The sequence below is a fragment of the Pseudomonas sp. 1912-s genome (assembly GCF_029269205.1).
GTDB lineage: Bacteria > Pseudomonadota > Gammaproteobacteria > Pseudomonadales > Pseudomonadaceae > Aquipseudomonas.
Genome location: NZ_JARIXR010000003.1, coordinates 272111 through 287177 on the forward strand (window position 1 = coordinate 272111; position 15067 = coordinate 287177).

At 62.4% G+C, this 15067-nt stretch carries 14 protein-coding genes; 10 read left to right on the forward strand and 4 right to left on the reverse strand.

Annotated features, from left to right (window positions below):
- Positions 1-56 precede the first annotated feature (56 nt).
- Together dprA and P3C29_RS05920 are read left to right on the forward strand one after the other, a co-directional pair.
- Complete coding sequence (gene dprA, locus P3C29_RS05915; protein ID WP_201125783.1) at positions 57-1151, forward strand: DNA-processing protein DprA; 1095 nt, start codon at positions 57-59, stop codon at positions 1149-1151.
- 54 nt (positions 1152-1205) lie between these two features.
- The gene (locus tag P3C29_RS05920; RefSeq protein WP_003213622.1) at positions 1206-1763 is read left to right on the forward strand and encodes an L-threonylcarbamoyladenylate synthase; all 558 of its coding nucleotides are present in this window, start codon (positions 1206-1208) and stop codon (positions 1761-1763) included.
- A gap of 140 nt (positions 1764-1903) precedes the next feature.
- On the opposite strand, the gene P3C29_RS05925 is transcribed toward P3C29_RS05920, so the two are convergent.
- Complete coding sequence (locus P3C29_RS05925) at positions 1904-2881, reverse strand: NADPH:quinone reductase (RefSeq protein WP_275964078.1); 978 nt, start codon at positions 2879-2881, stop codon at positions 1904-1906.
- A gap of 316 nt (positions 2882-3197) precedes the next feature.
- Here P3C29_RS05925 and hemF point away from each other — a divergent pair, with 316 nt between their 5' ends.
- Positions 3198-4127: an oxygen-dependent coproporphyrinogen oxidase gene (gene hemF / locus P3C29_RS05930; protein WP_010168540.1), complete on the forward strand. Its 930-nt coding sequence runs from the start codon at positions 3198-3200 to the stop codon at positions 4125-4127.
- On the forward strand, positions 4127-4945 hold the full coding sequence (gene aroE, locus P3C29_RS05935; RefSeq protein ID WP_010168542.1) for a shikimate dehydrogenase: 819 nt from the start codon (positions 4127-4129) through the stop codon (positions 4943-4945). Before hemF ends, aroE begins: the two co-directional genes overlap by 1 nt.
- A gap of 113 nt (positions 4946-5058) precedes the next feature.
- Here aroE and P3C29_RS05940 read toward each other — a convergent pair whose 3' ends face one another.
- From P3C29_RS05940 to betC, 3 genes are all read right to left on the reverse strand, one after another.
- The gene (locus P3C29_RS05940) at positions 5059-6627 is read right to left on the reverse strand and encodes a SulP family inorganic anion transporter (RefSeq protein ID WP_275964079.1); all 1569 of its coding nucleotides are present in this window, start codon (positions 6625-6627) and stop codon (positions 5059-5061) included.
- A 175-nt stretch (positions 6628-6802) separates the two neighbouring features.
- The gene (choX, locus tag P3C29_RS05945) at positions 6803-7723 is read right to left on the reverse strand and encodes a choline ABC transporter substrate-binding protein (RefSeq protein WP_275964080.1); all 921 of its coding nucleotides are present in this window, start codon (positions 7721-7723) and stop codon (positions 6803-6805) included.
- A gap of 16 nt (positions 7724-7739) precedes the next feature.
- On the reverse strand, positions 7740-9254 hold the full coding sequence (gene betC / locus P3C29_RS05950; RefSeq protein ID WP_275964081.1) for a choline-sulfatase: 1515 nt from the start codon (positions 9252-9254) through the stop codon (positions 7740-7742).
- Positions 9255-9357: 103 nt separating this feature from the next.
- Between betC and P3C29_RS05955 the strand changes: the two genes are divergently transcribed.
- From P3C29_RS05955 to P3C29_RS05980, 6 genes are all read left to right on the forward strand, one after another.
- Entirely contained in the window at positions 9358-10308 is a 951-nt protein-coding gene (locus P3C29_RS05955) for a LysR family transcriptional regulator (RefSeq protein ID WP_275964082.1), read from the forward strand.
- A 31-nt stretch (positions 10309-10339) separates the two neighbouring features.
- Positions 10340-10666 (forward strand): DOPA 4,5-dioxygenase family protein, encoded by a 327-nt coding sequence (locus P3C29_RS05960; RefSeq protein ID WP_010168549.1) that lies wholly within the window; start codon positions 10340-10342, stop codon positions 10664-10666.
- A 102-nt stretch (positions 10667-10768) separates the two neighbouring features.
- Positions 10769-11737, forward strand: coding sequence for a 2-dehydro-3-deoxygalactonokinase (locus P3C29_RS05965; RefSeq protein WP_275964083.1), 969 nt, complete (start codon positions 10769-10771; stop codon positions 11735-11737).
- Between the two features lie 13 nt (positions 11738-11750).
- Positions 11751-12371, forward strand: a complete 621-nt coding sequence (locus tag P3C29_RS05970; protein ID WP_201125790.1) for a 2-dehydro-3-deoxy-6-phosphogalactonate aldolase — start codon at positions 11751-11753, stop codon at positions 12369-12371.
- Between the two features lie 33 nt (positions 12372-12404).
- Positions 12405-13553 carry a galactonate dehydratase gene (gene dgoD, locus P3C29_RS05975; protein WP_003213645.1) on the forward strand — a complete coding sequence of 383 codons (1149 nt, stop codon included), beginning with the start codon at positions 12405-12407 and terminating at the stop codon, positions 13551-13553.
- Positions 13554-13668: 115 nt separating this feature from the next.
- Complete coding sequence (locus P3C29_RS05980) at positions 13669-14973, forward strand: MFS transporter (RefSeq protein WP_169386736.1); 1305 nt, start codon at positions 13669-13671, stop codon at positions 14971-14973.
- The last annotated feature ends 94 nt before the right edge of the window (positions 14974-15067 follow it).

A 15067-nucleotide genomic window follows, 5' to 3' on the forward strand; every position in this document is an offset into this window, starting at 1 on the left:
GCTAAATAAGTTACCAACAGAGTTATCCACAGCTTGTTCCGATCAAGGACGATCAAATGTTACCGACGAATAACCGTGAAATTTCCCCGGCAGAACTGGAAGCTCGACTACGCTTGCACAGGCTGCCGGAACTGGGTCCCAAGGGCTTTCAAAAACTCATCGAGGCGTTTGGTTCTGCGTCAAAAGCCATCAGTGCACCGGCCAGTGCCTGGCGCTCCCTGGGCCTCAAGATGATCAGCGCCGATGCCCGTCGCAGCGAAGAAGTACGCGATGGCGCCAGCGCGGCACTGGCCTGGTTGGAGCGTCCGGCCCAGCATTTGCTGATGTGGGACCAACCCGACTACCCCGCGTTGCTCGCCGAACTGGATGACGCGCCCCCGCTGTTATTCGTCGCCGGCACCCCGGCGATTCTGGAAAAGCCGCAGCTGGCGATGGTCGGCAGCCGCCGTGCCTCCCGGCCAGGAATGGACACCGCCGCCGCGTTTTCCCGCAGCCTGGCGAGTGCCGGTTTTGTCATCACCAGTGGTCTTGCCCTGGGTATCGACGGCGCGGCTCATCAGGCGGCTTTGGATGTTGGTGGACATACAATCGGCGTGTTGGGCACCGGGCTCGAAAACTTTTATCCACAGCGCCACCGTCGCCTGGCCGAGGCGATGATTGCCCAAGGCAGCGCCGTGGTTTCCGAGTTTCCGTTGGACGCCCCGCCCCAGGCCGGCAATTTTCCACGGCGCAACCGCATTATCAGTGGCCTTTCCCTGGGCGTGCTGGTGGTGGAGGCCAGCATGGCCAGCGGTTCGCTGATCACTGCGCGGTTGGCGGCGGAGCAAGGGCGCGAGGTATACGCCATCCCGGGCTCCATCCATCACCCTGGCGCCAAAGGTTGCCATCAGCTGATTCGCGATGGCGCCGTGCTGGTGGAAACCATCGAACACATTCTCGAGAACCTGCGCGGCTGGCAGGCGTTATCCCGCCCGGCGCCGATCGCGGTCACTCACCCGCTGGTGGCGCTGTTGCACGCCGCGCCCCACACCAGTGAAGCCTTGGCGATTGCCAGCGGACGGGCCTTGTCCGAGGTGCTGGCCAGCCTCACGGAGCTGGAACTGGAGGGCCGGGTGATCTGCGAAAGCGGACGCTGGCTTGCGCGCGGCTAGGTTTTGTAACGAAGATCGGTAAACTGCGCAGAGCTTTAGTCCGGAGAGTGAGCAATGGTCAACAGGTGGCGTGTGCGAGAAGCCGCACGAGAAATTCGCGCAGGCGCGGTGATTGCCTATCCAACCGAGGCGGTCTGGGGCCTGGGCTGTGACCCTTGGAACGAAGAGGCCGTGGATCGGTTGCTGGCGATCAAAGGCCGGTCTGTGGATAAGGGGCTGATCCTGATTGCCGACAATATCCGTCAGTTCGATTTTCTCTTCGAAGACTTTCCCGATGAGTGGATGGACCGCATGGCCAGTACCTGGCCTGGCCCGAATACGTGGCTGGTGCCCCATCAGGACTTGTTGCCCGAATGGATTACCGGCGTGCATGACACGGTGGCGTTGCGGGTGACCGATCATCCGCAAGTGCGGGATCTGTGTTCGCTGGTCGGGCCGTTGATTTCCACCTCGGCCAACCCACAGGGACGCCCGGCGGCGCGCACACGGATTCGTGTGGAGCAGTATTTCCGTGGGCAAGTGGATCTGGTGTTGGGCGGGAATCTGGGAGGGCGCAAGAACCCGAGTCTGATTCGGGATCTGGCGACGGGCGAGGTTGTGCGGCCGTCTTAAGGCCGAGTCGCGGCCATCGCGGGCAAGCCCGGCTCCCACACGGATCTCCAGTGAACACAAAATTTATGTTCGCCGCAGACTCCAGTGGGAGCCGGGCTTGCCCGCGATGAGGCCCTTACAGGCCCCAGAGACCTAAAGCCCTAAGGCAACAGAATGGTCGACCCAGTCGTGCGCCGCGCCGACAACTCCGTCTGCGCCTTCGCCGCATCCCCCAGCGAAAACCGCTGATTGATATCAATCTGCAGCTTCCCACTGATGATCATCGAAAACAGATCATCTGCCATCGCCTGCAGGTTTTCCGGGTTGTTGGCATAGGTCGCCAAAGTCGGCCGGGTGACATACAGCGAGCCCTTGGCCGCCAGAATCCCCAGGTTGACCCCATCCACAGCACCTGACGCGTTCCCAAAGCTCACCACCAGCCCGCGTGGCGCCACGCTGTCCAGCGAGGTGAGCCAGGTGTCCTTGCCTACGCCGTCGTACACCACCGGGCATTTCTTGCCGTCAGTCAGCTCCAACACGCGCTGTGCGACGTTTTCCTTGCTGTAGTCGATGGTTTCCCAGGCGCCGAGGGATTTGGCCAACGCGGCCTTTTCCGGCGAGCTGACGGTACCGATCAACTTCACGCCCAACGCCTTGGCCCATTGGCAAGCCAGCGAACCCACGCCACCTGCGGCGGCGTGGAACAGAATGGTTTCGCCGCCCTTCAGCTCATAGGTCTGGCGCAGCAGGTACTGCACGGTCAGGCCCTTGAGCATGGCGCCGGCGGCTTGTTCGAAGCTGATGTCGGCGGGAAGGTGCACCAGGTTGGCGGCCGGCAGCACATGCAATTCGCTGTAGGCACCCAATGGGCCGCTGCCGTAGGCCACGCGATCGCCCACCTTGAATTGGGTGACTTCACTGCCTACCGCGTCCACCACACCCGCGCCTTCGGCGCCCAGGCCCGACGGCAACGCCGGTGGCGCATACAGGCCGCTGCGGAAATACGTGTCGATGAAGTTCAGGCCGATGGCCTTGTTCTGCACGCGAACCTGCTGCGGGCCGGGCTCTGCCGGGGTGTAGTCCACATACTCAAGTACTTCGGGGCCGCCATGGGCACTGAACTGGATACGTTTGGCCATCTGCACTCTCCTCAAGTCAATTTCGCGATAGTGCCCTGTCTCGCCAATGCGTTCCTTTTGGGCGAGTGGCTGTTGTCGTCAGACAAGGCGCCGCGACGACTCATAGCGTGCTATGGGGAGGAGCGGCAACGCAGTATGACGGCAACAGACGCCGCCCAAAAGGAACAGCATTGGTGGGACAGGGCACTTTTCTATCGGACTCCTAAGCTTGATCTTCGTCAACTGCGGCAGCAGGGGGTGCAGTGGTATCCTGTGCGCCCATTTGCCGCCGACGCCCAATGGCCTCGCGTAGCTTTGCCCGATTCAAGGTGATGTCATGACTACCCGCACCGAGGCTGTCAAAGCCTACCTGCTTGACCTGCAAGACCGCATTTGCAGCGCCCTGGAAACCTTCGAGACGGACACTCGCTTTATCGAAGACGCCTGGACCCGGCCTGCCGGCGGCGGCGGTCGCACCCGTGTGATCGAAAACGGCTCGGTGATCGAGAAAGGCGGCGTTAACTTTTCCCACGTGTTTGGCAGCGGCCTCCCACCGTCCGCCAGTGCGCATCGCCCGGAATTGGCCGGTCGCGGTTTTGAAGCCCTCGGCGTGTCGCTGGTGATTCACCCGCACAACCCGCATGTGCCGACTTCCCACGCCAACGTGCGGTTTTTCATCGCCGAAAAAGACGGCGAAGAGCCGGTGTGGTGGTTCGGTGGCGGCTTCGACCTGACGCCCTACTACGGCAACGAAGAAGACTGCATCCACTGGCACCGCGTGGCCGAACAGGCCTGTGCGCCGTTTGGCCCCGACGTGTATTCGCGCTACAAGGCCTGGTGCGACACCTACTTCCACATCAAGCACCGCAACGAACCGCGCGGCATCGGCGGGTTGTTCTTCGATGACTTGAACGAGTGGGACTTCGACACCAGCTTCGCCTTCATGCGTGCCATCGGCGATGCCTACATCGACGCCTACCTGCCGATCGTCCAGCGCCGCAAGGCCATGGCCTATACCGAGCAGCAGCGCGAATTCCAGGAATTCCGCCGTGGCCGCTACGTCGAGTTCAACCTGGTCTACGACCGTGGCACGCTGTTCGGCCTGCAATCGGGCGGGCGCACCGAGTCGATCCTGATGTCGCTGCCACCGCAAGTGCGCTGGAGCTATGACTGGAAAGCCGCACCCGACAGCGAAGAAGCGCGCCTCACCGACTACTTCCTGCAAGACCGCGACTGGCTGGGCGTGCTGCCCAAGGCGGCAGTCTGATGGATCGTTATGTCGTCTTCGGCAACCCCATTGGCCACAGCAAGTCACCGCTGATTCATCGCCTGTTCGCCGAACAAACCGGTGAGCAACTGGACTACAGCACCTTGCTCGCGCCGCTGGAGGATTTCACCGGCTGCGCCCGTGAGTTTTTCCAGCAAGGCCGTGGCGCCAACGTCACCGTGCCGTTCAAGGAAGAGGCTTATCGCCTGGCCAACACCCTGACCGAACGCGCCCAGCGCGCCGGCGCGGTGAATACCTTGAGCAAGCTCGCCGATGGCAGCCTGTTGGGAGACAACACCGACGGCGCTGGCCTGGTGCGGGATTTGACGGTGAATGCCGGGTTCAGCCTGCAAGGTAAACGCATCCTGCTGCTAGGGGCCGGTGGCGCCGTGCGCGGAGCTCTGGAGCCGTTGCTGGCCGAGCAACCGGCGTCGCTGATCATCGCCAACCGCACCGTGGAAAAGGCCGAATTGCTCGCCGAGCTGTTCGACGACCTCGGCCCGGTGTCTGCCAGCGGTTTCGACTGGCTGCGTGAGCCGGTGGATTTGATCATCAACGCCACGTCCGCCAGCCTGTCAGGCGATGTACCGCCGATTGCAGGCAGCCTGATCGAACCCGGAAAGACTTTTTGCTACGACATGATGTACGGCAAAGAGCCTACGGCTTTCTGCCGCTGGGCCAGTGAGCAAGGCGCTGCGGTGGCGATGGATGGGCTGGGGATGCTGGTGGAACAGGCGGCGGAAGCGTTCTTCCTGTGGCGCGGTGTGCGCCCGGATTCGGCGCCGGTTTTAGCTGAGCTGCGCAGGCAACTGGCCTGACGCAAATCCAAATGTGGGAGCTGGCTTGCCTGCGATAGCGGTGGGTCAGCTACACACTTGGCACTGATACACCGCTATCGCAGGCAAGCCAGCTCCTACAGTTTTAACCGTGCTCAGTCTTCGAAATGGATGGGGCATTGGTCGGCCCCTTCCAGTTTCTTCAAATCCTCCACCACCTGTGGCCGGGCCTTGCGCAACGCCAGGCTGCGCCCCAATCCGTTCAATCGGCGCGCCTCCTGGTGCAGCATCTCCACCCCGGAATAGTCGATAAAGTTGATCTGCTGCGCCTCGATCACCACGCGCTGGCCGTGGAGGCTTTGCAGCCGCACTTGCAGGTAATGGCTTGCGCCGAAAAAGATCGACCCGCCGACTCGCAGCACATCGTCCTCACCGTCCCGCCATTGCTGGACCCGCGGCTGCGAGGTGCGCTTGAGGTAGAAAAACAACGACGCCAGCACCCCGGCGTAAATCGCCGTTTGCAGCTCCAGCAACAGCGTGGCGATGCAGGTCAGGCTCATCACCACGAACTCCGCACGGCTGACCCGGAACAACGCCCGAATACCACGATGGTCCACCAACCCCCAGCAAATCAGCAGGATGCTCGCGGCCATGCTCGGGATCGGAATATGCGCGATCAATGCTGCGCCGAACAGCGCAAACAGCGCCACCCACAGCGCGGAAAACACCCCCGCCAGCGGCGAACAGGCGCCTGCCTCGTAACTCAGGCCCGACCGTGTGAAGGAACCCGCCGACAAGTACCCGGAGAAAAATCCGCCAACGATGTTGGATAAACCCTGGGCGCGCACTTCCTGATTCGCATCGAGCAATTGCTGGGAGCGAGCCGACAACGAGCGCGCAATCGACAGGCTGGTCACCAGCCCCAGCATGCCCACGGCCACTGCGCTTGGCAGCAGTCGCAGGACCATGTCCAGGTCCATCGGCAGCGGGCTGAACGGCGGCAGCTTGCCAACAAATGAACTGACCAGCGCCACCTGCCCGAACATCGCCGGCCACAGCCACGGCACGAGGCTGCCCAGGGCTAATGCGATCAATAGCGTGGGCCAGCGCGGTACCCAGAGCTTGAGCAGTATTCCTGCCAGCAAGGTTCCGAGCCCGAGCGCCAGGGAAGGATGACTCCACTCCCCTGCATGGTTGATCAGCGCCAGCAGGCTGTTGATCGCCGTGGCCTGGCTCGGAAGGTCCAGCCCCAGCAAGTTGGGCAGTTGGCCCAGGGCGATCACTACTGCGGCGCCAAGGGTGAAGCCGAGCACAACCGAATGCGAGACGAAATTCACCAGGGCGCCGAAGCGCAGCATGCCCAGTAGCCATTGGAAGACGCCGGCCAGGAAGGTCAGCAACAGGATCAGCGTGATGTAGTCCTGGGAGCCGGGCACCGCCAGCGGGCTGACGCTGGCGTAGAGCACGATGGAAATCGCCGCCGTGGGGCCGCAGATCAGGTGCCAGGAGGAGCCCCACAAGCAGGCGATCAGTACGGGGATGATTGCAGCGTACAGGCCGTATTCCGGTGGGAGCCCGGCGATCAGCGCGTAGGCAATGGATTGCGGTAACGCCAGGACTGCACCGCTCAGGCCGACGATCGCGTCTCGCCCGACGCTGGCGCGGGTTTGGCGCGGGAGCCAGTTGAGGAAGGGGAAGAGTGTATGGCGGTTGGGCCAGGGCATTTGGGGCTCGGATTGATAGGTTTGAATCAGGGTATCAGGACAAACGCCGGACTGTGGGAGTCCGCTGACTGTGGGAGCCGGGCTTGCCCGCGATGCAGGCGCCTCGGTCCTACAGGGACACCGCGGTGATGCTATCGCGGGCAAGCCCGGCTCCCACAGGGTGCGGCGTCAGCCGTTAGAGCTTGGCTTTTACAGCGGCCAGCGCCTCCTGCCCATCGACGGTTTTAACCCCATCGAGCCACTTGTCCAGCACTGCCGGATTCGCCTTGATCCACGCCTTCGCCGCCTCGGCATTACTGACCTTCTTGTTCACCACCTCAGCCATGATGGCGTTCTCCATCTCCTGGGTGAAGCTCAGGTTGGTCAGCAATTTGCCCACATTCGGGCACGCCTGCGCATAGCCCTTGCGGGTCAACGTATACACGCTGCCGGTGTCACCAAAGTACTTTTCCCCGCCCTTGAGGTAATGCATCTTCAGCTGCACGTTCATCGGGTGCGGCGTCCAGCCGAGGAAGGTCACGAACTTCTGCTTCTTCACCGCTCGCGACACTTCCGCCAGCATCGCCTGTTCGCTGGACTCGATCAGCTTCCACTGGCCCAGGTCAAAGTCGTTCTTCTTGATGATTTCCTGCAGCGAGATATTCGCCGGCGCACCCGAGCCGATGCCATAGATCTTCTTGTCGAACTTGTCGGCAAACGTGTTCAGGTCGGCAAAGTCATGCACCCCGGCGTCCCACACGTAGTCCGGCACGGCGAGGGTGAACTCGGTGCCGTCGAGGTTTTTCGCCAGTTGCACCACATCGCCATTGGCCACGAACTTGTCGTAGAAGCCCTGCTGCGCCGGCATCCAGTTACCCAGGAACACATCCACCTGGCCGTCCTTGAGCCCGCCAAATGTGATCGGCACCGCGAGGGTGTCGACCTTGGCCTTGTAGCCCATGCCGTTCAGCAAAAAACCGGTAATGGCATTGGTCGCGGCGATATCGCTCCAGCCCGGATCGGCCATCTTCACGGTGTCGCAGCTTGAGTCCGCGTAGGCGCCGGCACTGCTCAGTGCCAGCAGCGCAACGCTCAACACGGTGGATAACTTTTGCATGGCCTTCCCCTCAGTTTTATTGGTTTTGGCAGGGTTGTGGAAAACGTGCCTTGCGCTCCAGATCGTCGAGGTCGATGTGGTTGCGCATGTATTGCTGACTGGCGTCTACCAGTGGCTGGTGGTCCCAGCTCTTCAGCTTGCCTTGGGTCAGCGCCTCGAACACCAGGCGCCGACGGCGTTGGCTGGCGAGCACCTGCTGGTGGATCGCCGGGATGTCCCATTTGGCCCGCGCCTCACTCAAAAACGCCTCGAACAGTGGCCGGTGTTCCGGTGACTGGCTGAGGTTTTCCCGCTCGTGCGGGTCGTTGTGTACATCGAACAACAGGCAAGGGTCGTCCTCGCTGTAGATGAACTTGTAGGCGCCACGGCGAATCATCATCAGCGGGCTGATGGTGCCCTCGGCCATGTATTCGCCGAACACCTCGTCGTGCCCGCCCTGCCCTTGCAAGTGCGAGACCAGCGAGCGGCCGTCCAGCGGCAGGTTGGCGTCGAGTTCGCCGCCGGCCAGCTCCACCAGGGTCGGCAGCAGGTCGGCGGTGGACACGGCGGCCGTCACGCGGCCGGCGGCAAACTGCCCCGGCGCGCTGATCAGCAGCGGCACCCGGGCGGCCATTTCAAACCAGTGCATTTTGTACCAGAGCCCGCGCTCGCCGAGCATGTCGCCGTGGTCACCGGAGAAGATGATGATGGTGTCGTCGGCCAGGCCCGTGTCTTCCAGGGTTTGCAGGAGCTTGCCGACGTTGCTGTCGATGTAGCTGCACGCGCCGAAGTAGGCGCGGCGCGCATCGCGGATCTTGTTCACCGGCAGCGGCTTGTCCCACAGGTCGTAGACCTTGAGCAGGCGCTGGGAGTGCGGATCCAGGTCTGCCTGTGGCGGGGTTGTGGGCAACGGGATGTCGTTGTCGTCGTACAGGTCCCAGAACGGCTTGGGAATGGTGTACGGGTCGTGTGGGTGCGTCATGGAGACGGTCAGGCAGAACGGCTGCTCGCCGTCCTCGCGGATATGGTCGAACAGGTATTGCTGGGCCTTGAACACCACTTCTTCGTCGAAATCCAGCTGGTTGGTACGCACGCACGGCCCGGCTTGCAGCACCGACGCCATGTTGTGGTACCAGGTGGGACGCACGTCCGGTTCATCCCAGTTCACTGCCCAGCCATAGTCGGCCGGGTAGATATCGCTGGTCAGGCGCTCTTCATAACCGTGGAGTTGGTCGGGGCCGCAAAAGTGCATCTTGCCCGACAGCGCCGTGCGGTAGCCGAGGCGACGCAGGTAGTGGGCATAGGTCGGCACGTCGGCGGGGAAATCGGCTGCGTTGTCGTAGGCGCCGATCTTGCTCGGCAACTGGCCGCTCACCAGGGTAAAGCGCGAGGGTGCGCACAGCGGGCTGTTGCAGTAAGCGGCGTCGAACACCACGCCTTCAGCGGCGAGGCGGCTCAAGTTCGGCAGTTTGACAGGCGAAGGACCGTAGAACGGAAGCATCGGCGCGGCCATTTGATCGGCCATGATGAAAAGAATGTTCTTGCGCTTCATGGTTTCGCGGCATTCCATAGTCAACGTTTATGCGAATGAGCATGCAGGCCATGGAAATCTTGGTAAAGCCCATGAGAAGCAATGTCTAGGATAAGCACAGCTTATGTATGAATCCCTCGGTCACCTGTCACTCGATCTGCTGCGCGCGTTTGAAGCCGCTGCGCGCCAACGCAGCTTTACGGCGGCGGCGATGGAGCTGGGCACCACCCAGCCGGCCATCAGCCAGCAGATCAAGCGTTTGGAAGAACAGCTGAAGGTGCGGCTGTTTGATCGCATTTACCGGGGCATCGAGTTGACCGACGCGGGCGCCCTGTTGTTCGAGCAGGTGCAGGCTGGTCTACAGAGCATCAACCAGGGCCTGAGTGCGATTGCCGAGCAGGACCAGCACGAAGTCCTGCAGGTGGCGACAGACTTTGCCTTCGCCGCGTATTGGCTGATGCCACGCCTGCACCGCTTCCATGAAGCCAACCCGCAGGTGGACGTGAGCCTGGTCACCAGCGAACGCAATCACGCCACGTTGCGCAGCGATATTGATGTGGCGGTGCTGTTCGGTGATGGCCGCTTCAAACAGGGCGACAGTCATTGGCTGTTCAACGAGGAAGTGTTCCCGGTGTGCAGCCCGCAGCTCATTCAGGGCCGCGACGCGCCGCTGCCGGTGCAAAGCCTGCTGGAGTTTCCCTTGCTGCACCTGCGCCAGCAAAACAATAACCAGTGGTTCGACTGGAACGGCGTGTTCCGCGAACTGGGCATCACCACGGCGCCCACTCCGGGCCAACTGCGTTTCGACAACTACACCTTGTTGATCCAGGCGGCGATTGCCGGCCAGGGCGTGGCCATCGGCTGGCGCCACCTTGTGGATAACTTGCTGGAGCAAAAGTGGCTGTGCCGGCCGATTGGCGACACGGTGATCTCGCGTTTCGGCTATTACGTGGTGCTGCCTCAGCGCAAACGTCGCAGCCAGTTGATCGAGCGTTTCGTCGACTGGCTGATGGCCGAGCAGGCCAGCAGCGCACAATCGCTGACCGGTCTGGCCCTGCCGTCCATTGCGGTCTAGGATTTGCCGATCATTGAGCCCGGAGCCTGTCATGCAACGTATCAAGGGCTACCACGCCCACATCTACTTTGACGCCAACACGATCGATCAGGCGCGCAAACTCTGCGAAGACGCCGCGCAAATGTTCCCGCTGCGCATGGGCCGGGTGCATGAGCGCCCGGTGGGCCCACACCCGGACTGGAGCTGCCAGTTGGCGTTCGACCCGGAATACATCGGCGTCGTGTTGCCGTGGCTGGCACTCAACCGCAACGGCCTGGTGGTGTTCCTGCACCCCACCACCGGCGATGACCTCAAGGACCACACCGAACACGCGATCTGGATGGGGGCGATGCGCACGCTGGACTTGTCGATATTCTGAGTGCTCGTATTCCCTATATATGGGATTGATATTTATATATTGAGACTTTAACGGTCTTGGGTTTATATTCGCCTCATCCGCTCAGAACACTCAGGTGAAGCGATGCAGGCGCAATTGATCGCGCTCGATTGGGGAACCAGTTCCCTTCGTGCTTATAAGCTCGGCCCGGCAGGCGTCGTGATCGAACGACGTGCCCTGGCGTCGGGGATCATGCACTTGCCCACCGAACCCCGGGACATTGCCGGTGTTCGCAGCAGTAACGGCTTCGAGTTGGCATTCGACGCGGCCTGCGGTGACTGGCTCGACGCCCAGCCCGGCCTCCCCGTCATCGCCTGCGGCATGGTCGGCAGCGCCCAGGGCTGGAGCGAGGCGGCTTACCGCGACACCCCGGCGGATGTTTCCACCCTCGGCCAGGCGCTGCAGGGTGTGCGCAGCTTGCGCGGCGCTCTGGTGCACATCGTGCCTGGCGTGATTCAACGTGGCGCGTTGCCCAACGTGATGCGCGGCGAAGAAACCCAGGTGCTCGGCGTGTTGCAAAGCCTGCCGGCGACGAACGGGCGCGACGTCTTGATCGGCCTGCCGGGCAGCCATTCCAAGTGGGTGGACGTGGTGGAAGGCTGCATCACCCACTTCGACACCTTCATGACCGGCGAGCTGTTCGCCGTGCTCAGCCAACACAGCATTTTGGGGCGAACCCAACGCCCTTCCGAACAGTTCCAGGCGGCGGCTTTTGATCGCGGCGTCCAGGTGGCGCAGTCGACAGACGGCCAGGCCGGCCTGTTATCGACCTTGTTCAGCGCCCGCACCCTGGGCCTGACCGGCGAGCTGGCGCCGGACGAGCAGCCGGACTATTTGTCCGGCCTGCTGATCGGCCACGAACTCATGGGCCTGCGTACCCGCCAGCCTTCCCGACAGCGCGACATCGTCCTGGTGGGCGCAACCCAACTCTGCACCCGCTACCAGCGTGCACTCCAACTCTGCGGCTTCCCCCACGTGACCCTGGCGCAGGAGGCTACCGAACGTGGCCTTTGGCAACTGGCCATGGCGGCGGGGCTGCTGCCTGCAACCTGACGAGAGGCCCGACATGCTCAAGCAAGCACTGACACACAACGGTTTGATCGCGATCCTGCGCGGCCTGCGACCGGATGAGGCATTGGCGATCGGCGAGGTGTTGTACAAGGCGGGCTTCAGGGTCATCGAAGTACCGCTCAACTCGCCGGATCCCTACACCAGCATCCGTATCCTGCGGGACAGCCTGCCCGCCGATTGCCTGATCGGCGCCGGCACCGTGCTGACCCCGGAGCAGGTCCATCAAGTCAAAGCCGCCGGCGGCCAAGTGATCGTCATGCCCCACAGTGACGCCAAGGTGCTGCGGGCTGCCAAGGCCGCGGGCCTGTACCTGTCGCCAGGTGTGGCCACCCCGACCGAAGCGTTTGCCGCGCTGGCTGAAGGCGCCGACGTGCTGAAGCTGTTCCCGGCCGAGCAAATGGGCCCGGCGGTGGTCAAGGCCTGGCTCGCGGTACTGCCCGCGGGCACGGTGCTGCTGCCGGTGGGCGGCATCACCCCGGACAACATGCAGGTATTTTTCGACGCGGGCGTCAAAGGCTTCGGCCTGGGCTCCGGGTTATTCAAGCCGGGCATGAGCGTCGACCAGGTTGCCAGCAACGCCCAGGCCTACGTCGCAGCCTGGAATGCCCTGGGCTGACCAGCGTTCTCCATCTACAAGAGAGATAAGAAGATGAAAATCACCAAACTGACCACCTTCATCGTCCCGCCGCGCTGGTGCTTCCTCAAGGTTGAAACCGACCAGGGCGTGACCGGTTGGGGCGAGCCTGTGGTCGAGGGCCGCGCCCACACCGTGGCGGCCGCCGTCGAAGAGCTTTCCGACTACTTGATCGGCAAAGACCCACGCAATATCGAAGACATCTGGACCGTGCTCTACCGCGGCGGTTTTTACCGTGGCGGCGCGATCCATATGAGCGCCCTCGCCGGTATCGACCAGGCGCTGTGGGACATCAAGGGCAAGGCCCTCGGTGTCTCGGTCAGCGACCTGCTGGGTGGCCAGGTGCGCGACAAGATCCGCGTGTACTCGTGGATCGGTGGCGACCGCCCGGCAGACACCGCCCGCGCCGCCAAGGAAGCCGTGGCCCGTGGTTTTACCGCCGTCAAAATGAACGGCACCGAAGAACTGCAATTTCTCGACAGCTTCGAAAAAGTCGACCAGGCCCTGGCCAACGTGGCCGCCGTGCGTGATGCGGTAGGCCCGAACGTGGGCATCGGCGTCGACTTCCATGGCCGGGTGCACAAGCCCATGGCCAAGGTGCTGATGAAGGAACTCGACCCCTACAAACTGATGTTTATCGAAGAGCCGGTGCTCAGCGAAAACTACGAAGCGCTGAAAGAGCTGGCGCCGCTCACCAGCACCCCGATTGCCCTCGGCGAGCGATTGTTCTCGCGCTGGGATTTCAAGCGCGTGCTCAGCGAAGGCTACGTCGACATCATCCAGCCGGATGCGTCCCACGCCGGCGGTATCACCGAAACCCGCAAGATCGCCAACATGGCCGAAGCCTACGACGTGGCCCTCGCCCTGCACTGCCCGCTCGGCCCGATTGCCCTGGCGGCGTGCCTGCAGCTGGACGCGGTTTGCTACAACGCGTTCATCCAGGAGCAGAGCCTGGGCATTCACTACAACGAGAGCAACGACCTGCTGGATTACGTGCGCGACCCGGGCGTTTTCGACTATGACCAGGGCTTTGTGAAGATCCCCAACGGGCCGGGCCTGGGCATCGAGATCAACGAGGAATACGTGATTGAGCGCGCGGCCATCGGGCACCGCTGGCGCAACCCGATCTGGCGCCATGCCGATGGCAGTTTTGCGGAGTGGTAAGTCTTTATTCCTGACGGAACACGGTCTCTGTAGGAGCAGGCAAGCCAGCTCCCACATGAACCGATGTTTCTTCAGTAAGACCTGTCCTCAATAACCATAAGAAGAGGCAACCCCCATGCAATCCGAGTCCTTCACCGGGCAGGCTTCTTTAGTCACGCCCAGCCGAAAGCGTTTCTTCATCATGGTGCTACTGTTCATCACGGTAGTGATCAACTACCTGGACCGCAGCAACCTGTCGATTGCCGCCCCGGCCCTGACCAGCGAGCTGGGGATTGACCCGGTGCATGTCGGGCTGATTTTCTCCGCGTTCGGCTGGACCTACGCTGCCATGCAAATCCCCGGTGGCTGGCTGGTGGACCGGGTGCCGCCGCGTATTCTCTACAGCGTTGCCCTGCTGCTGTGGTCAATCGCCACGGTGATGCTCGGCTTTGCCGCCAGCTTTATCGCGCTGTTCGTATTGCGCATGGCGGTGGGCGCCCTCGAAGCCCCGGCTTACCCGATCAACAGCCGCGTGGTCACCACCTGGTTTCCCGAGCGTGAGCGGGCCACGGCGATTGGGGTCTACACCTCCGGGCAGTTTGTCGGGCTGGCGTTTCTCACGCCGGTGCTGGCCTGGCTGCAACACACCTTTGGCTGGCACATGGTGTTTGTCGCCACCGGCGGCGTGGGCATTGTGTGGGCGTTGATCTGGTACGCGGTGTACCGCGAGCCACGGGATTTCAAGGGCGCCAATGCGGCGGAAATCGAGCTGATTCGCGCAGGCGGCGGGTTGGTGGACATTCAAGCGCAGGCGGCCAAGGCCCCGTTCAGTTGGGTCGACCTCGGCATCGTGCTGAGCAAGCGCAAGCTGTGGGGGATCTACCTGGGGCAGTTCTGCCTGAACTCCACGCTGTGGTTTTTCCTGACGTGGTTCCCGACCTACCTGGTGAAATATCGCGGCATGGACTTCATCAAGTCCGGCCTGCTGGCGTCGCTGCCGTTTCTCGCGGCGTTTGTCGGCGTGCTGTGTTCGGGGTTGTTTTCTGACTGGCTGATTCGCCGGGGAACATCGGTGGGCTTCGCGCGCAAGTTGCCGATCATTGGCGGGTTGTTGATTTCCACGGCGATCATTGGCGCCAACTTTGTTGACTCCACGGCGTGGGTCATTGCCTTTCTGGCGGTGGCGTTTTTCGGCAATGGGCTGGCGTCGATCACCTGGTCGCTGGTGTCGACCCTGGCGCCGGCAAGGCTGCTGGGGCTGACGGGCGGGGTGTTCAATTTCATCGGCAATCTGTCGGCGATTACCACACCGATTGTGATTGGCTTTCTGGCCACCGGGGATTCGTTTGCGCCGGCGATCACGTATATCGCGGTGCTGGCGTTGCTGGGGGCGCTTTCGTACATCTTGCTGGTGGGCAAGGTCGAGCGTATCGAACTTTAGACGACTGATAAGTATCTGTGGCGAGGGAGCTTGCTGTGGCGAGGGAGCTTGCTCCCGCTGGAGTGCGCAGCGCTCCCATGATTTTGGGGCCGCT